This window comes from Streptomyces sp. NPDC086077, assembly GCF_040686175.1.
GTDB lineage: Bacteria > Actinomycetota > Actinomycetes > Streptomycetales > Streptomycetaceae > Streptomyces.
This window is the reverse complement of sequence record NZ_JBFBJT010000009.1, coordinates 66,740-84,741: the sequence shown is the minus strand read 5'-3', so window position 1 is coordinate 84,741 and position 18,002 is coordinate 66,740. Positions and strand designations below refer to the sequence as shown.

Here is an 18,002-nt window from a genome sequence, read left to right as displayed (position 1 = left end):
GCATGAGCCCCACTCCCCCCGCCCGCCGCCTGCGCCTCGGACTTCCTCGCCGGGTGTTCTCGCAGGTGCTGATGATGCAGGTGGCGATCGCCGCGGGAGTCGCGGTGCTCGCGACCGGACTGTTCCTCGCACCTCTGAGCGACCAGCTCGACGACCAGGCGATGCGGCGTGCGCTCGCCATCGCGCAGACCACCGCGGCGCATCCGCAGCTCGCCGAGGAGGTCCGCACGACGCCCGCGACGCCCGACGGGCCCGTCCAGCGGGAGGCTGAGCGGATCCGGCGGGCCACGCAGGCCGAGTACGTCGTGGTGCTGGACCGCCGGGGCGTGCGCTGGTCGCACACCGAGCCCTCGCAGATCGGCAAGCACGTCTCCACGGACCCCGGCGACGCGCTCGCCGGCCAGGAGGTCATGGAGATCGACGAGGGCACCCTGGGCCGCTCCGCGCGCGGGAAGGTGCCGCTGCGGGACGCGGACGGGGAGATCGTCGGCGCGGTCTCGGTGGGCATCGCCTACGACAGTGTCCGGGCGCTGCTGATCCATGCGATCCCGGAGTTGCTGGCGTACGCGGGCGGCGCCCTGGCCGTCGGCGCGCTGGCCGCCTGGCTGATCTCCCGGCGGGTGCAGCGGCAGACCCGGGACCTGGCGTTCTCCGACATCGCGGGGCTGCTCGCGGAGCGGGAGGCGATGCTGCACGGTATCCGGGAGGGCGTCGTCGCGCTGGACCGCACGGGCCGTGTCCGGTTGCTCAACGACGAGGCGCAGCGCCTGCTGGGCATCGGGAACGAATCCGTGGGCCGCTCCCCCGACGAGGCGCTCGGCGAGGGCCGCACGGCCGACGTGCTGGCCGGCCGGGTGACCGGCACCGATCTGCTCACGGTGCGCGGCAGGCGGGTCCTGGTCGCCAACCGGATGCCCACCGGCGACGGCGGCGCGGTCGCCACGCTGCGCGACCGCACGGAGCTGGAGCAGCTCGGCCGGGAACTGGACTCGACGCGCGGCCTGATCGACGCCCTCCGCGCGCAGGACCACGAGCACGCCAACCGGATGCACACGCTCCTGGGGCTGCTGGAACTGGAGATGTACGACGACGCGGTCGAGTTCGTGGGCGAGGTGGTCGGCGATCACCGGGCGACCGCGGAGCAGGTCACCGAGAAGATCGAGGACCCGCTGCTCGCCGCGCTGCTGGTCGGCAAGGCGACCGTCGCGGCCGAGCGGGGCGTCGCGCTGCGCCTGTCGGGCCGTACGCGTCTTCCGGACCGGCTGGTCGACGCCCGGGGACTGGTCACCGTGGTCGGCAACCTGGTGGACAACGCGCTGGACGCCGCCGCCGGCGCGCCGCACGCGCGCGTGGAGGTCGAGCTGTACGCCAAGGGCCGTACCGCCGTGCTCGTGGTGCGGGACACCGGTCCCGGAATTGCGGCGGAGCTGAGGGAATTGATCTTCACCGAGGGCTGGTCCACCAAGAAGCCGCCCGCGCACCGGAAGCGAGGTATAGGCCTCGCCATGGTGCGCAGGCTGGCGGAGCGGCAGGGCGGATCCGCGGCGGTCGGTGAAGCCGCCGGTGGGGGCGCGCAGTTCACCGTCGTCCTGCCCGAGGCCCTCGCCGAACCGGGCACGGAACCGGCACTCACCGTCTCGTCCGCTCAGCGGACCGCCGAGGAGGAGGCGTGGTGATCGAGGTCCTGGTCGTGGACGACGACACCAGGGTCGCGCGCGTGAACGCCGCGTACGTCGAGAAGGTGCCGGGCTTCCGCGCCGCCGGGGAGGCGCACAGCGCCGCCGGGGCGCTGTGTCAGCTGGAGGCGCTGCCTCGGGTGGACCTGGTGCTGATGGACCACTACCTGCCCGACCGGACGGGCCTCGCGGCAGTGCGGGAGATGCGCCGGCGCGGCCTCCAGACCGACGTGATCATGGTCACGGCGGCGCGCGACATCTCGACCGTGCAGGCGGCGATGCGGCAGGGCGCGTTGCAGTACCTCGTCAAGCCGTTCGCGTTCGCCGGTCTGCGGGCCAAGCTGGAGGCGTACGCCGCGCTGCGCCGCACCCTCGACGGGGGCGGCGAGGCGGAACAGGCCGAGGTGGACCGCATCTTCGGCGCCCTGTCCGCGACGTCGGAGCCGGATCTGCCCAAAGGCCACTCCCCCACCACCGCCGAGCTCGTACGGCAGTCCCTGATGCACGCGGAAAGCCCCCTGTCCGCCACGGAGATCGCCGAACGGACCGGGGTGAGCCGCCAGACCGCCCAGCGCTATCTGAAGCTCCTGGAGCGCACGGGACGGGCCACGCTGACCCTCAAGTACGGTGACGCAGGCCGCCCGGAACACCGTTACGCGTGGGCGACCCGCACCTGAGCCCCGGCCCCGTCAGACGGCTCCCAGCCCCGTCAGGCACCCCCGGCCCCGTCAGACGGCTCCCAGCCCCGTCAGGCACCCCCGGCCCCGTCAGACGGCCCCCGCCCCCGTCAGCGCCCGCACCTGCGTCTCCGCGTGCTTGGCGGCGTCCGGGGTCTCCGCGGACGTGACCGTGCCGACCCAGCCCGCCAGGAAGCCCAGGGGGATCGAGACGAGGCCCGGGTTCTGCAGGGGGAACAACTGGAAGTCCACGCGGGGGAACAGTGATTCGGGGTTGCCCGAGACGACGGGCGACAGAGCGACGAGCGCCACGGCCGGGATCAGCCCGCCGTAGACGGACCATACGGCACCGCGGGTCGTGAAGCCGCGCCAGAAGAGCGAGTAGAGCAGCACGGGCAGGTTGGCCGACGCGGCGACGGCGAAGGCCAGGCCCACCAGGAAGGCGACGTTGAGGTCCCGCGCGAGCAGGCCGAGGGCGATGGCGACGACGCCGATGCCGACCGCGGCGGTGCGCGCCACGGTCACCTCGCTGCGCGGCTCGGACTTCCTGCGCCGCACAGACGCGTACAGGTCGTGCGCCACGGATGCCGAGGAGGCCAGGGTGATGCCCGCGACCACTGCGAGGATGGTGGCGAAGGCGATGGCGGCGACGATCGCGAAGAGAACCGTTCCCCCCGTGGAGCCCGCCCCGCCGCCCAGGTCCAGGGCCAGCAGCGGAACCGCCGTGTTCCCGGCGGCGTTCGACGCGCGTACGGCGCCCGGTCCGACGATGGCCGCCGCGCCGAAACCGAGGACGATCGTCATCAGGTAGAAGCCGCCGATCAGCCCGATCGCCCACACCACCGAGCGACGGGCCGCCCGCGCGGTGGGCACGGTGTAGAACCGGGACAGGATGTGCGGCAGCCCGGCCGTGCCCAGCACCAGGGCGAGCCCGAGACTGACGAAGTCGAACCGGGCGGTCCAGTCCCCGCCGTACTTGAGTCCCGGCGCGAGGAACGCCTCCCCCTGGCCACTGCGCGCGGCCGCGGTACGCAGCAGCTGGTCGAAGTCCCCGTGGAAGCGCGCCAGGACGAGCACGGTCAGGGCGATCGCTCCGCCCATCAGCAGGACCGCCTTCACGATCTGGATCCATGTGGTGGCCCGCATCCCTCCCAACGACACGTAGATCACCATCAGCGCGCCGACGCCGATGACCGTCCACGACCGCGCCGCCTCGCTGGTCCCGCCCAGCAGCAGCGCCACCAGGCTGCCCGCACCCACCATCTGCGCCACCAGGTACAGAACGGACACGGTGACCGAGGAGGTTCCCGCCGCGATCCGCACCGGCCGCTCCCGCATCCGCGCGGCCACCACGTCGGCGAGGGTGAACCGCCCGCAGTTGCGCACCAGTTCGGCGACGAGCAGCAGGACCACCAGCCAGGCCACCAGGAAGCCCACTGAGTACAGCATCCCGTCGTACCCGAACAGCGCGATGAGTCCGGAGATGCCCAGGAAGGAGGCGGCAGACATGTAGTCGCCCGCGATGGCAAAACCATTCTCCATGGGCGAGAAGAGCCGCCCGCCGACGTAGAACTCCTCCGCCGAACCCTGCCTGTTGCGGCTCACCCACGTCGTGATCCCGAGAGTGACGGCGACGAACGCGCTGAAGAGCAGCAGGGCCAGCGTCTGGTGATCACCCGTCACAGGACACCGCCACGGACGCCACGCGCCAGTTCCTGGGTGTCCCAGCGCAGTTCGAGCGCGGCCCGGTCCCGGCGCAGCCGTGCGTGCCGCGCGTAGGCCCAGGTGAGCAGGAAGGTGGTGAGGAACTGTCCGAGCCCTGCCAGCATCGCCACGTTGACCGCGCCCACCACGGGCCGGGCCATCAAGCCGGGCGCGGTCGTGGCGGCGACCACGTACGCCACGTACCAGAGGAAGAAGCCGGTCACCGCGGGGACCACGAACCTCAGGTACCGGCTGCGCACCTCCCGGAAGGCCGCGCTGCGCTGCACCTCGAGGTAGATGTCGCCGGCCGCCGGGGCCTGCCCGCGCGCGGGCGTCGCGGGCGCGGTGGGGCCGGCCTGCTCGCCCCAGCCGGAGGCCAGGGAGTCGTACCAGGGGTCGTCGTAGTGCATGGGGCGACCATTGCTTGAGGGCATGCCCAAGCATGGACAGAGCGGGAAGATCCCTGACTATTCTTCTTCCCGCTCTTCACCCCATCAGGTGACTCGGGGCCACTGGTGGCCCCCGCTCCGCGCTAGGCGTCGATGCGCGACCGGTCCAGGGTCGCCGCCGAGTTGGAGATGAACTCCTTGCGCGGTGCGACGTCGTTGCCCATCAGCAGGTCGAAGACCTGCTCCGCGGCCTCCAGGTCGGCGAGGTTGATGCGGCGCAGGGTGCGGTGGCGCGGGTCCATGGTGGTCTCGGCCAGCTGGTCGGCGTCCATCTCGCCGAGACCCTTGTAGCGCTGGATCGAGTCCTTGTAGCGGATGCCCTTGCTCTGGAACTCCATGAGCTTGTCGCGCAGCTCGCGGTCCGAGTACGTGTACACGTACTTGTCCTGGCCCTTCTTGGGCTGGACGATCTCGATCCGGTGCAGCGGCGGCACCGCGGCGAACACCCGGCCGGCCTCGACCATGGGGCGCATGTAGCGCTGGAAGAGCGTCAGGAGCAGGCAGCGGATGTGGGAGCCGTCCACATCGGCGTCGGTCATCATGATGATCTTGCCGTAGCGGGCCGCGTCGAGATCGAAGGTCCGGCCCGAGCCCGCCCCTATGACCTGGATGATCGCGCCGCACTCGGCGTTCTTGAGCATGTCCGTGACGGACGACTTCTGGACGTTGAGGATCTTGCCGCGGATCGGCAGCAGCGCCTGGAACTCGGAGTTCCGGGCGAGCTTGGCGGTGCCGAGCGCGGAGTCGCCCTCGACGATGAACAGCTCGCTGCGGTCCACGGCGTCGCTGCGGCAGTCGGCGAGCTTGGCCGGCAGCGACGAGGATTCCAGGGCCGTCTTCCGGCGCTGCGCGTCCTTGTGCTGGCGGGCCGCGATGCGCGTACGGGCGGCGGCGACCGCCTTCTCCATGACGACCCGGGCCTGCGCGGCGGCGTCCCGCTTCGTGGACGTCAGGAAGGCCTTGAGCTCCTTGGAGATCACGGTGCTCACGATGCGACGGGCCGCCGAGGTGCCGAGGACCTCCTTGGTCTGGCCCTCGAACTGCGGCTCGGCGAGACGGACGGTCACGACCGCCGTCAGGCCCTCCAGGGCGTCGTCCTTGACGATGTCGTCCTCGGCGACCCGCAGCATCTTCTTGGTGCGCAGCACCTCGTTGAGCGTGCCGGCCACGGCCTGCTCGAAGCCCGCGACGTGGGTACCGCCCTTGGGGGTGGCGATGATGTTCACGAACGACTTGAGGGTCGTGTCGTACCCCGTGCCCCACCGCATCGCGACATCGACGTCGAGTTCGCGGGTGACCTGGGTGGGGGTCATCTGCCCGTGCTCGTCAAGGACGGGGACGGTCTCCCGGAAGGTGCCCTGGCCGGACAGCCTCAGGACGTCGCAGACCGGCTTGTCGGTGGCCAGGAACTCGCAGAACTCGCTGATGCCGCCGTCGAAGCGGAAGGACTCCTCGCCCTTGCTGCCGCCCTCGCCGAGGCCGTACTCGTCGCGGACGACGATGGTCAGGCCGGGGACGAGGAACGCGGTCTGGCGGGCGCGCTGGTGGAGGTTCTCCAGGGAGAGCTTGGCGTCCTTGAGGAAGATCTGGCGGTCGGCCCAGTACCGCACGCGCGTGCCGGTGCGGGTCTTGGGGATTTTCTTGGCCTTGCGCAGTCCACTGCCGGCGTCGAACTTCGCGTCGGGCCCCAGGGTGGCGAAGGCGCCGGGGACACCGCGGCGGAAGCTGATGGCGTGGGTGTGGCCGCCGCGGTCGACCTCGACGTCCAGCCGCGCGGAGAGGGCGTTCACCACGGAGGCGCCCACCCCGTGCAGACCGCCGGAGGCGGCGTACGAGCCGCCACCGAACTTGCCGCCGGCGTGCAGCTTGGTCATGACGACCTCGACGCCGGACAGGCCGGTCTTGGGCTCGACGTCGACCGGGATGCCGCGGCCGTTGTCGCGCACCTCCACCGAGCCGTCGTCGTGCAGGATCACGTCGATGTGGTCGCAGTAGCCACCCAGGGCCTCGTCCACGGAGTTGTCGATGATCTCCCAGAGGCAGTGCATCAGGCCACGACTGTCGGTCGACCCGATGTACATGCCAGGGCGCTTGCGGACGGCCTCCAGTCCCTCCAGGACGAGCAGGTGCCGCGCGGTGTAGTTGGAACCGTCCCGGTCTGCTCCTGCCAGCAGCGCTGTGGACGGCACGGACGTTTCGGCGGTCACGCGGTTCGCTCCTCGCTGAATTTCATGTGGGGCCCATTTGGGTAAGGGCGCGGCTCCGGTAGCCGTTCAGAGGGTACCGAGGCCTGGTAGAGCCGTTGTAACGCCACCCTCGTTCGGAACTCAGACTAGTCCACGGTCGCATGCGTGTTCGATCCCTCGTTGGAGTGAAGCACATATCACGTTCCCTTCGAGGCATGAACCATTTAGGCTCCGGGCACGTCCTCATGAACAACCGGCAAGCCGGCCGGGGAGGACACCGACACCGACAGACTGCGCGAACCCGTAAGACACATAGACACGTAATACGGCACATTCGCCGCCAACCGGCAGCAGACAGCCACCTCAAAGATTTTTTTCGAGGAAACGCCACGAGCGGGAACGTTTTCGGGCTGGTTGGATGTTGACCCTGGTACGACAGCTCGTCGAGCTAGAGAAGAGGCGACGTGACTACTGTTCTGACCCCCGCGAGCCCGCTGACGGCGGCTGATCGCTGCGACCGCTGCGGCGCCCAGGCATACCTGCGCGTCGTGCTGCTCAGCGGCGGAGAGCTGCTCTTCTGCGCGCACCATGGCCGCAAGTTCGAGCCGGAACTCAAGAAGATCGCCGCTGAGATACAGGACGAGACGGAGCGACTCACGGCCGCTCCTGCGACCGCTTCCGAAGATGAGCGCTGACGCCTAGCGTCCACGACGAGCTCCGGTACAGACCGGTGAACGGGCGGCCGCCCTGCCTTCAGGGCGGCCGCCCGTCCTCGTCCTCTCGCTCTCAGCGGCCCTGCCGTAACGCCTGTCCAGGCTCCCCGCCGGGAGTCCCGTTCAGATCCCGCCAGGGGTCCGCTCGGGTCCAGGTCCCGTCAGGGAAGCCGCACGGGCTTCTCGGGCACCTTCCCGCGGCCCTCACCCTGCGCACGGCGCTCCGAAGTCTGGGCGGGGCTGTCCCAGCCCAGCTTCTTGATCACGTCCGACACCCGCGTGTACACACCCGGGCTGCCGGGCCGTCCGCAGCCGCTGCCCCATGACACCAGGCCGATCAGCCGACCCTGGGCGACCAGTGGGCCTCCACTGTCCCCCTGGCAGGCGTCCCGGCCTCCCACCCGCAGACCCGCGCACAGCATGGCGTCCGCGCGATAAGCGCCGTCGTCACTGCCCGGATAGGCTCTGTCGCACAGAGCGTCCGGCAGCACGCGCACGCGGGCGGCCCGCAGGCTGTTCGGGTAGTTGCCGGCGCCTGTGATGTCGCCCCAGCCGTAGACCGTGGCGCTCGTCTCGGCCGCGTACGCGGCATCACCTGCCGCGGCCATGGCGATCACGGCCTTCTCCGGAAGTTCCTCGGCGAGGGTGAGTACCGCGAAGTCGCCGGCGTTGCTGATGTTGTCGTACGCGGGATTCACCCATGTCTCGCGGACGGGGATCTCCTGCCCCTCGTCCGTGCGCAGGTCCGTACGGCCCGCGATGACCTTGAGGTCGCGCACCTTGCCCGGCGGCTTCCCGAGGACGTCCTCGCCCAGGCAGTGCGCCGCGGTGAGGACAGTGGTCCGGCCCACCGCGACCGCGCCGCAGAACTGACCCGACCGCGTACCTCCGAACCGGTCACGGCTGGACAGCGCGACGGTGTAGGGACTGTCGGCGGCGTCGATCGGGAAGCCGCCGACGACTATGCCGTCAGAGGCGGCAGGAACCGCCATGGCCAGGGGTATCGCGGTCACCGCGGCCGCCAGGACCAGCGGCCGGGCCAGGGCCCGGACAAAGGGACGACGCATGTCTGCTCCTCACTCTGGGAGGTTCGTGAGACACCCAGAGTGATTCAGGCCGCTACGGCTCGCACCCGCTCAGCCCAGCGCGAGGGCCCAGCACGAAGGCCCGGCACCCCCTCGGGTGGCCGGGCCTTCGTGTCGTGCGGACGACCTAGTCGAGGTAGTCGCGCAGCACCTGCGAACGCGACGGGTGGCGCAGCTTCGACATGGTCTTCGACTCGATCTGGCGGATGCGCTCGCGCGTGACGCCGTACACCTTGCCGATCTCGTCGAGGGTCTTCGGCTGACCGTCGGTGAGACCGAAGCGCATCGAGACGACGCCCGCCTCGCGCTCGGACAGGGTGTCGAGGACGGAGTGCAGCTGCTCCTGCAGAAGCGTGAAGCTGACCGCGTCGGCCGGAACGACGGCCTCGGAGTCCTCGATGAGGTCACCGAACTCGCTGTCGCCGTCCTCACCCAGCGGGGTGTGCAGCGAGATCGGCTCACGACCGTACTTCTGGACCTCGATGACCTTCTCGGGGGTCATGTCGAGTTCCTTGGCCAGCTCCTCCGGGGTGGGCTCGCGACCCAGGTCCTGGAGCATCTGGCGCTGCACGCGCGCGAGCTTGTTGATGACCTCGACCATGTGCACCGGGATACGGATGGTGCGGGCCTGGTCGGCCATCGCGCGGGTGATCGCCTGACGGATCCACCAGGTGGCGTACGTGGAGAACTTGTAGCCCTTGGTGTAGTCGAACTTCTCGACCGCGCGGATCAGACCGAGGTTGCCTTCCTGGATCAGGTCCAGGAAGAGCATGCCGCGGCCGGTGTAACGCTTGGCCAGGGAGACCACCAGACGGAGATTGGCCTCCAGCAGGTGGTTCTTGGCGCGGCGGCCGTCCTCGGCGATGATCTCCAGCTCGCGCTTGAGCTTCGGCGCCAGCTTGTCGGAGTTGGCAAGCTTGTCCTCGGCGAACAGGCCCGCCTCGATGCGCTTGGCCAGTTCCACCTCCTGCTCCGCGTTGAGCAGCGGGACCTTGCCGATCTGCTTCAGGTAGTCCTTGACGGGGTCGGCGGTGGCGCCGGCCGCGGCGACCTGCTGAGCGGGCGCGTCGTCCTCATCCTCGTCGGACAGCACGAACCCGGCGCTCTCGGTGCCTTCGGGCTCCTCGGTGGCTCCCTTGGGCTCCTCCAGCGTCTCCTCTTCGAGGAGCTCCGCGTCGTCCTTCTTGGCGTCGGACTTCTTGGGCGCGGCCGTCTTCTTGGCCGCGACCGTCTTCTTCGCGGTCGCCTTCTTGGCGGCCGTCTTCTTGGCGGCGGCGGCCTTCTTCGTGGGCGCGGCTTCCTCGGCCGGATCGTCGACGGCGGGCGCGGCCGGTGCAGGCGTGGTGGCGGAGGTCTTACGGGCTGCCACTGTCTTCGCCGCGACCGTCTTGGTGGCGGTGCGCTTGGCCGGACTCTTCGCTGCGACGCTCTTGCGGGTGCGCTTGGGTTCTGCGGCACTGACCATCAGCGTCACACCCTCTTCCTCGAGGATCTGGTTGAGGCTGCGCAGTACGTTCTTCCACTGAGTGGCCGGAATCTGGTCAGCTTCGAAGGCCCGACGCACGTCATCGCCGGCGATCTGCCCCTCAGCCTTTCCCCGCTCGATGAGCGCCATGACAGAGACGGACTCGGCGATCTCCGGCGGGAGCGTACGGGATGTGCTGGCCGACACGAACAACCTCTCGGAACGTTGGAAAACGACTTCCGGCCCCGTCCACGGCGGACAGGAGCCGACCGCCGACTTGGGGATGGGCCGACGGCGCGGGCGGGGGCCGGGAAGATTCACAACGCCTTGTACGGCGTCCGTGTTCCCCTCTCGGCTGTCACCTCTTAGGTCATCGCGCTGTTTCCACGAGTGTTACGCCCAATCTGCGTGGCCCGAGTCACACCCCGTAAGCGCGCAAAAACGATCAGAGTAGGGCAGAGGGGGTCACGGAGGGCTCTGAATCGTTCCGCTCAGATCGTCCCACGGGTGCGCCGTCGGTTCATCGCTTGTCGTGGTCGCTCCGTGGGTCGGCCCGTGGTCGGTAGGCGGTCGGTCCGTGGTCGGTCCGTGGTCGGTCCGCTCGCGGTGCGCCATCGGTCCTCTCACCGGTGCGCCCGCCCGCCCGTCGGTCAGTCACGGCCCGCCCGTCGTCCCGCCCCCGCCCGTCCGCCTCCGTCGCGTCGTCGGACCCCGCAGATCGAGATGAAACCTGCGGGGTCCGAGGGGGACGAACGGCCGGCCGAGCGCTACCGGGGAAGCCGAGCAGCAACGGGGAGGAGAACACCTCGGACGCCTACCGGCCGCGGCACACCGCGCGCCGCGGTCAGTGCTCGCGCGGCGCCGGCACCACGCGCTCCACCTCGGGGTGGACGGTCAGCAGTTGACGCATGGCCGCCTCGGCGGCCCCGCCGTCGCCGGCCGCGAGGGCGTCGGCGATCCGGGCGTGGTGCGCCAGGGACGCCTCGTTCGGCCGGTCACAACCGGTCACCGGGCCGCCGGAGACCTGGAGCGCGGCGGAGACGATGCCGGACAGGTGCTCCAGCATGCGGTTGCCCGCGACCTGGATGAGCAGCGAGTGGAACTCGGCGTCGGCACGGGAGAAGGTGATCGCGTCACCCTGCCCCATCGCGTGGCCCATGATCTCGACCATGTCGGACAGCCGCTGCTGGACGTCCTCACGGCCGTGGCCGGCGGCCAGGCGGGCAGCGAGCGGTTCGATGGTCCAGCGCAGCTCACTCAGTTCACGACGCTGGTCGTCACGCTGCGGGCCGAAAGCCCGCCATTCGATGATGTCCGGGTCGAGCAGGTTCCAGTCGCTGACGGGACGCACGCGCGTGCCGACGTTCGGGCGGGCGCTGACCAGGCCCTTGGCCTCCAGAACGCGAAGCGACTCGCGGACGACGGTGCGGGAGACCTCGAAGCGCTGGCCGATCTCTTCGGGCACCAAAGGGCGGTCGGCGCCCAGGTCGCCGGAGACGATCATCTGTCCGAGCTGCTGCACGAGTTGGCCGTGCAGTCCGCGGCCGCGGCTGCCCGCGGCGCGGCGGCCCACACGGCCCAGCTCGGGGTCCGCGCCCTCCCAGGCGGGGACGCTCACGCGGTCGGGGCCGTGGGCCTCGGCGTAGGGGTAGCGGTCGAGTTCGCCCGGGCCGACGAGACCGGAGTCGGTGGAGCGGGCGGAGGTCATCATGGTGTGCGCAAGGGTACTCACGGATCCTTTGTCGGCGCTGTCTCCAACTCCCTTGAGGTCTTTGGTGAAAAGCACACGAAAGGGTGATCGCTCACCCCGTCGCAATTGACGCCTTATCGGAAAGAAATGGGCTTTCCTGAGGGAGTTGTGCGCAGCACTGAATCGGAAGGGCACGGAGGGTAGTCAGAAGCCTGTCATCGGACCCTGCTTCGCAGGGTGGTGAACAGATACGCGCAGAGCAGCGCGGTGAGCGACAACGTCAGTGCGCTGCCGACGGGTTGGGCGACCACCCGCGCCGCGGCCTCCAGATATCGCTCCCCACCGAACGGCCACTGCAGCAGAAACATCTGCCTCATCCGCATCGGCAGCCCCGCGGCGGCTCGCACGGACGATCCCTCGACGACCTTCTGTACGAGCGGTACGACGAGGACCGGTACGGCGAGCACGGCGGACAGCCCGGCCGTGGTGGACCGGAAGACACCGGCCGCCAGCACGCCGGCCCAGGCGCACCCGACCATGAGCCCGAACCAACTCGCGCTCAGCGAGAGCCAGTCGCCCGGGATCTGCGCGAGATCCTGCCCGTAGACGAGATAGAGCACCTCGGCGTCGCACCCCACCGTGAGGATGGCCAGGGCGAGCGCGGTGCCCGCGGCTACCAGAAGCTTGGCGGTGAGCAGCCCCAGGCGGCGGGGGACGGTGCCTCGGTCCGCCGCCAGGGCGGGGTGGCGGAACTCCTCCCCGAACGCCAGCGCCCCCAGCAGGCCCGCGCCGAGCGCCGCGGGCGGCAACGGCAGCTGCTGCGGCCACGCGGCGAGCAGCCGCGCCTGCGGGGTGTGCCCGATCCGCGCGAGCACGAGGGCGGTGAGCGCGGACACGGCGAGCACGGCGGCGCTGGTGACGAACCCGGTACTGATGCCGGTGGCCCGGCGGAGTTCGTAGCGGAGCGGGCGGAGCGGGGAGGGGGCGGAGTGGACGGTGATGGGGGGTGGGAGCGGGGGGAGGGCTTCCCGGGGGGGTGGGGAGGGGGCGGGTGAGGGGTGGGGGGCCTCAGGGCGATCGGGGGTTTGGTGGGTTGCGGAAGTGTGGACGGCGCGGGTCTTGTCGGTGGGGGCCTTGCGGTCGGGAGTGGCGGCGCTGCGGTCGGTGGCGGCGCTGCGGTCTCGGGCTGCGCTGGGGTCTGGGGTTGCGCTGCGGTCAGCGGCGGTGTTGCGGTCGGGGGTTTTGTGGCTGGTGGGGACCCCGTGTTCCGCGAGGGCGATGCGACCGGCGAGGGCTCCGCGGTCCGGGCGGGAGGCTTGGCCGACGCACGGGTTGCCGGCCGTGAGGGGGGTGCCCTTGGTGGCCGGCTCGTGAGCCGTCAGGGGGTTGGCATTGGCGGTGGGCTCGTGAGCCGGCAAGGGGCTGCCGGCGGCGGTGGGCTCATCAGCCGCCAGGGGGTTGCCGTCGGCGCGAGAGTCGTGGGCCGCGGCTTCGTGGGCTGTGAGGGAGTTACCCGTGGCCGCGAGCGCCCCGTCCGCGTCTGTGGGGACGTTCTGCTGAGAGGCGGACAGCATCGCGGTCGGCGGTGCGTCGAGCGGGGCGGGCATCGGCCGGGGCGTGTGCTTGCCGGCAGCGGCTTCGTCGGTCGCCGCTGCGCCGGTGGCGGCCTTGCCGAGGGTGAGCCCGCCGACGGCCTCCTTGTCGATCGCACCCGACGACGGAGCCGTGTCCTTGTGCGACCCGCTGTCCGACTGGCGCGGAAGGCCGGCTCCCGTGCGACGCGGGTCCGGTTCGGGCCCCTCCGGGGCCGGCGGCCGCTCGTGGCCCGGCTGCGAGGGCTCCGAGTGCTGCGAGGACTGCGAGGACTGCGAGGGTTCCGAGTGCTGCGATTCCAGCGGCGGCGTCCTTTCCGTTCCGGCCCCCGGCCCCATGTCCCCGACCTCGTCGGCGAGTTTGAGTACGAGGACACTGTGGCGGAACGCCGCCTCTCCGATGTCGGCGCAGGTACTGCCGTAGACGGACAGGCGGTTGCCGCTCTCCATGACGACCTCGACGGAGCGGTGCGCGGTGCGGGCCTCCTTGGTGAGCACGGCCGCGAGCCGGGCGGCGTGCGGGCTCTGGACGACGACGCGCGGCCGCAGCCGGGTGCGGGCGAACTCCTTGGCCTCCTGATCCGCGACGACCCTGCCCCGTTCGAGGGTGACGACGCGGTCGGCGGTGCGCGCGGCCTCCTTGGGGTCGGACGTGGTGACCAGGACCGTGCCACCCTGGGCAGCGTGGGCGCGCAACATGCCGTAGAGCCAGTTGCTCTCACGCGGCGAGAGCCCCTCGGCGGATTGGTCGAGCACGAGCGTGTGGGGGTCGGGCAGCAGGGCGCAGGCGAGGCCCATGCGGCGGTCCATGCCCCGGGAGAGGGTGCCGAGGCATTCGTCGCGGAGGCTGACGAGGCCGACCACTTCCAGGACCTCGTCGGCCCGGCGGGCGGAGATCCCCGCGGCGGCGCACAGCATGCGGAGATGGCCGCGAACCGTCCTGCCGGGGTGCCCCGGCACGTCGCCCAGTAGGACGCCGACTTCGTGGAACGGGTGGTCGATGCGATGCAGGGGGCGGCCCCTGAAGTAGGTAATGCCGCGGCCCGGTTGGAGTTCGAGCATCAGCCTGAGGGCCGTCGTCTTGCCTGCACCCGGATCTCCGAGCAGCGCGGTGACGCGGCCCGCGGGCGCTACGAAGGAGACGTCGTCGACGGCAGGCGGAAGGTCCTTGCGGGAGTTGCTGGTCAGTCCGAAGGCCTGGATCACCCGTAGCAAGATAGCGTGCTATGTCCGTTTTTTCGGGTACCTAACACGTTGCCCTGTGGAGCGCGACCGGACGCTTCGCGCCCGGGGCAGGTCGGTCCCAGGCTTTCTCTGATGCTCCAAGGCGCTTCCAAGGCGCCTCCTGGACACTCCCAGGGCGTATCCCGCGTGCCTTCCTGGGCACTTCCCGTTCGCTCCTCGCGAGCTCGAACCCGGCCTGGCGGCCGGTGACACGGCCGCCGTCACACCTCCGGTCGCAGCATCGGCGGGTTCAGGAGCGTCGCCCCGCCCGCACGGAAGAGCTGTGCCGGACGGCCGCCCTGCCGTGTGGTGGTACCGCCCGTGGGTACCAGGAAGCCCGGCGTGCCCGTCACCTTGCGGTGGAAGTTGCGCGGGTCGAGCGCCACGCCCCAGACCGCCTCGTAGACGCGGCGCAGCTCCCCGACGGTGAACTCCTGCGGGCAGAACGCCGTGGCCAGCGACGAGTACTCGATCTTGGAGCGGGCCCGCTCGACCCCGTCCGCGAGGATCTGCGCGTGGTCGAAGGCCAGCGGCGCCACGGGCTCGTCGGCGCGGCCGTAGCCGCCCTGTTGCAGCAGCTCCTCGACCGGCGCCCAGCGGGCATTGCTGGCGTCCCCACCCGCGCGCGGTGCGGGCAGGTCGGGGGCGAGGGCCAGGTGCGCGACGCTGACGACACGCATCCGGGGATCCCGCTTGGGATCGCCGTAGGTCGCGAGCTGCTCCAGGTGAGCCCCGTTGTCCTGGGTAGGGACAGCGGGGTCGTGAACGCAGAGCCCGGTTTCCTCGGCCAGTTCGCGTGCGGCGGCCTGAGAAAGATCCTCGTCGTCCCGCACGAAGCCCCCCGGGAGCGCCCAGCGCCCCTGGAACGGCTGCTCGCCCCTGCGTACCGCCAGCGCACACAGCGCATGGCGACGCACGGTCAGCACGACCAGGTCCACGGTCACGGCGAAGGGCGGAAAGGCTGACGGGTCGTAGGGCATGCCGCGATCATAGTCGTCTGCCTGACGATAAACACTCCCCTCGTCGGCCCCTTCGGCGGCCGGTCCGCGTCCGGGCGGTACCGGTCTCACCTGCGGCTCCCGGCGCTCGCCCGTCGTCCCGTGGGCCTGCCTGATCCCCTTCTCGGACCACCGTCCACTTCACAGCCCCAGCTGCAGTCCCTCCGCCGCCTCCTCCACCATGGCGAGGCCGAGGCGGCTGACCCGTACGGAGAAGGGCGCGCCCGCGACCCGTAGTCCGTTCAGGGTGAGCTCTCCCAGGGGCGCGCTGCGGACAGGACGCAGCGTGACCGTGCCGGCGGGGGCGTCCGGACGGATGCCGACGAGGGTGGTGAGCAGCAGGATCCCGGCCGCGGCCGTGGTGGCGGCGGGGCGGCAGGCCGCCGGGTGGGGAAGCGGGGTGCTCCCGTCGCCGCGCTGCTCCCCCGCGTACATCTCGGGCAGCCGGTGATGGAATGCCCCGGCGGCCGCGAGGACGCCCCGCAGCAGCGCACTCGCCTCCTTCTCGTACCCGGCGGCAGCCAGTCCCGCGACCGCTGTAGCCGTCTCCTGGATCCGTACGGCGCCGCTGCGGTGGCCGAACGGGTTGTAACCCGCCTCCTTGACGCCCAGCCCCCGCAGTCCCCACCCCGAGTCCATCGCCGGGCTGCCCAGGAGCCGGGCGAGCTGCTCGGTCTGCACCCGCTCGAGCAGCCCGGGCGCCAGTTGGCCCCCGCCGAGCAGACCGGTGTCGAGAAGGTGGGCGGCGGCCGCTCCGAGGTGCGGCACGCGCCGACCGTCGGGGGAACGGGCCGCCGCCGGTCGCCCGCCTCCCAGGCCGTCGACCCAGAAACCGGTCCTGAACGCGGACCGCAGCGCCCGGGCCCAGTCCCGCAGCCCGGGCCCACCCGGTCTGCCGCAGGCGTCGAGGAGATCGGCGCCCAGCAGCGCCGCGCGATGGGCGTGTGCCTGCGTCTCGCAGCGGACGGGACCACCGGGCTGCGGGTCACACAGGTACATGCCGTCGCCGACGGCGGTCCGCAGCCAGGTCAGACAACGCTCGGCGGCGGGCAGCAGTTCCTCCACCTCGTGCTCCGGCATCCCCCAACGGCGGGCCTCCGCGAGGAGCGCGGGGAACAGCAGCGTGGCCTCGGTACCCGTACAGGCGGGCGGCAGGTGACCGCCCGCGTCCCGGCGCGGCCCGGGGATCAGGCCGGACTGCTGTCCGGGACCGGTGAGTTGGCTCCGGGCGAGCGCACGCAGCGTGCCCGTGGCGAGCCGGGTCCCGAGCGGCAACGCCATCCTCGCGGCCGCGAGTGCGTCGGCCGGGGCGAGGCCGCAACGCCACGGTGCCCCGGCGGCGAGATACACGTCCGTCGGCTGCGCGGGATCGCGCAGCAGCAGCGCCTGCAGGTCGTCGACGCTGGTCCGCAGGAACGCCTGCACGCAGGGGTCGTCACCCGTCGCTCCGGCCTGGGCGAGCGGACTCGTCGCCGCGCGGCCGACCGCCCGAACGGGCCCCGCGCCGGCCGTGCGCACCCTCAGCTCCAGGGTCGCGCTGCCGCCCGGGGGCAGTTCGACCTCCCAGCGCAACAGGCCCGCGGAGGCCAGCGCGTCGGCGGGCGGCGGGTCCGCCGTGACCGTCGAGGCCTCTCTGCCGGCGGTCCAGCGCAGACCCGCGTCATGAACGCTGGCCGGCACCTCCGGCCCCGCGTTGCCGGACGCGATCGCGCCCAGCGCCGCCAGGTCCGTGCCGAGGGCGACCTCGACGGGCAGGCGCAGGGGACGGGTGGCCGCACTGTGCAGTGTGATCCGCTCAGTGCCGTCCGCATGCCGCGTGCGCTCGACCACGACGTCCGGGTCCGGTCCGGCGTGCGGCGAGGCGCGCAGCGTACCCACGAAGCGAGCGTGATCGGCACCGGTCATCTGGGCCTGCACCGCGAGCGGTTCACGCCCGGCCACGCGGACCTGGCACCGGGAGAGCAACCGCCGGCCCGCGCGGTAGAACCCCTCCAGCCCCTGCCCGGTCAACTGCCCCTGCCCGTTGGAAATGGCGAGGCCCGGAAGGGCGACGCAGATCATGGCGGTATGGGTGGGTGGCAACTCGCCGGGGCGAGGCGGCGGTGGGGGTGGGGATGCGGGGCGGCGTTGGTGCGGTGGTTGCGGCGCGAGGGGTCCCCCGGCGTTCATGGAGGACTCCCGGTGCCCGAGTCCGTCGGTCCGCTGCGGCGGGCCGGTGCCCGGCCCGGGCCGTGGCGCGTGCCGGCCACGGATCGTGCGGTCGGCCGTGGGCGGAGTCGGCTGGTGCATCGGGCTGCTTCCTCTGCGCTCTGTGCGCCTCGGGCTGGATCGAGGCCGGGCGCAAGGCTCGGTCGGGACGTGGCATTGCGGCGGCTCGACCCGTCCAGGCGTTCCGCCACTCAGGTGAACGGAAAGGGGCTCCTTCGGGTCACGCCCATACCCGGTCGGCCCAACCGAATGGCAGGCGGGACGCGTACCACCGCACTCGGCACGGGCACTCCAGTCCGCGAAAGAACGCTGGTGAGCACCTTGGCCCCGACTGA

12 protein-coding genes are annotated in these 18,002 nt (G+C 71.4%); 3 read left to right on the top strand and 9 right to left on the bottom strand.

Translation table 11 applies throughout. The features are described 5' to 3' along the window. The first annotated feature begins 2 nt into the window (after nucleotides 1–2). Nucleotides 3–1,676 (top strand): sensor histidine kinase, encoded by a 1,674-nt coding sequence (locus AB0O67_RS04765; protein WP_365446096.1) that lies wholly within the window; start codon nucleotides 3–5, stop codon nucleotides 1,674–1,676. After that, nucleotides 1,673–2,353, top strand: coding sequence for a response regulator (locus AB0O67_RS04760; RefSeq protein ID WP_365446139.1), 681 nt, complete (start codon nucleotides 1,673–1,675; stop codon nucleotides 2,351–2,353). The genes AB0O67_RS04765 and AB0O67_RS04760 overlap by 4 nt, the downstream gene beginning before the upstream one ends. 90 nt (nucleotides 2,354–2,443) lie before the next feature. On the opposite strand, the gene AB0O67_RS04755 is transcribed toward AB0O67_RS04760, so the two are convergent. The 3 genes from AB0O67_RS04755 to AB0O67_RS04745 form a co-directional block, all read right to left on the bottom strand. Continuing rightward, nucleotides 2,444–4,036 (bottom strand): cation acetate symporter, encoded by a 1,593-nt coding sequence (locus AB0O67_RS04755; RefSeq protein ID WP_365446094.1) that lies wholly within the window; start codon nucleotides 4,034–4,036, stop codon nucleotides 2,444–2,446. Beyond that, on the bottom strand, nucleotides 4,033–4,467 hold the full coding sequence (locus AB0O67_RS04750) for a DUF485 domain-containing protein (RefSeq protein ID WP_365446091.1): 435 nt from the start codon (nucleotides 4,465–4,467) through the stop codon (nucleotides 4,033–4,035). Before AB0O67_RS04750 ends, AB0O67_RS04755 begins: the two co-directional genes overlap by 4 nt. A 122-nt stretch (nucleotides 4,468–4,589) precedes the next feature. After that, on the bottom strand, nucleotides 4,590–6,713 hold the full coding sequence (locus AB0O67_RS04745) for a DNA topoisomerase IV subunit B (protein ID WP_365446088.1): 2,124 nt from the start codon (nucleotides 6,711–6,713) through the stop codon (nucleotides 4,590–4,592). Nucleotides 6,714–7,156: 443 nt separating this feature from the next. On the opposite strand from AB0O67_RS04745, the gene AB0O67_RS04740 reads away from it, so the two are divergent. Further along, nucleotides 7,157–7,387: a hypothetical protein gene (locus AB0O67_RS04740; protein WP_365446085.1), complete on the top strand. Its 231-nt coding sequence runs from the start codon at nucleotides 7,157–7,159 to the stop codon at nucleotides 7,385–7,387. Nucleotides 7,388–7,566: 179 nt separating this feature from the next. On the opposite strand, the gene AB0O67_RS04735 is transcribed toward AB0O67_RS04740, so the two are convergent. The 6 genes from AB0O67_RS04735 to AB0O67_RS04710 all read right to left on the bottom strand — a co-directional run bounded on the left by AB0O67_RS04735 (nucleotide 7,567) and on the right by AB0O67_RS04710 (nucleotide 17,520). Beyond that, nucleotides 7,567–8,472 carry a serine protease gene (locus tag AB0O67_RS04735; protein WP_365446082.1) on the bottom strand — a complete coding sequence of 302 codons (906 nt, stop codon included), beginning with the start codon at nucleotides 8,470–8,472 and terminating at the stop codon, nucleotides 7,567–7,569. A 145-nt stretch (nucleotides 8,473–8,617) separates the two neighbouring features. Next, on the bottom strand, nucleotides 8,618–10,162 hold the full coding sequence (locus tag AB0O67_RS04730) for an RNA polymerase sigma factor (protein ID WP_365446079.1): 1,545 nt from the start codon (nucleotides 10,160–10,162) through the stop codon (nucleotides 8,618–8,620). Nucleotides 10,163–10,799: 637 nt separating this feature from the next. Beyond that, complete coding sequence (locus AB0O67_RS04725; protein ID WP_365446076.1) at nucleotides 10,800–11,687, bottom strand: FCD domain-containing protein; 888 nt, start codon at nucleotides 11,685–11,687, stop codon at nucleotides 10,800–10,802. A gap of 173 nt (nucleotides 11,688–11,860) precedes the next feature. Continuing rightward, entirely contained in the window at nucleotides 11,861–14,443 is a 2,583-nt protein-coding gene (locus AB0O67_RS04720; RefSeq protein WP_365446074.1) for an ATP-binding cassette domain-containing protein, read from the bottom strand. 239 nt (nucleotides 14,444–14,682) lie between these two features. Continuing rightward, complete coding sequence (locus tag AB0O67_RS04715; RefSeq protein ID WP_365446071.1) at nucleotides 14,683–15,441, bottom strand: NUDIX hydrolase; 759 nt, start codon at nucleotides 15,439–15,441, stop codon at nucleotides 14,683–14,685. Between the two features lie 159 nt (nucleotides 15,442–15,600). Continuing rightward, nucleotides 15,601–17,520, bottom strand: coding sequence for a glycogen debranching N-terminal domain-containing protein (locus AB0O67_RS04710; protein WP_365446068.1), 1,920 nt, complete (start codon nucleotides 17,518–17,520; stop codon nucleotides 15,601–15,603). Nucleotides 17,521–18,002 lie beyond the last annotated feature (482 nt).

Coding starts and splice junctions, on each gene's coding strand:
- AB0O67_RS04765 (WP_365446096.1), top strand. CDS start 3: ATGAGCCCCACTCCCCCCGCCCGCCGCCTGCGCCTCGGACTTCCTCGC.
- AB0O67_RS04750 (WP_365446091.1), bottom strand. CDS start 4,467: ATGCACTACGACGACCCCTGGTACGACTCCCTGGCCTCCGGCTGGGGC.
- AB0O67_RS04710 (WP_365446068.1), bottom strand. CDS start 17,520: ATGATCTGCGTCGCCCTTCCGGGCCTCGCCATTTCCAACGGGCAGGGG.
- AB0O67_RS04735 (WP_365446082.1), bottom strand. CDS start 8,472: ATGCGTCGTCCCTTTGTCCGGGCCCTGGCCCGGCCGCTGGTCCTGGCG.
- AB0O67_RS04715 (WP_365446071.1), bottom strand. CDS start 15,441: ATGCCCTACGACCCGTCAGCCTTTCCGCCCTTCGCCGTGACCGTGGAC.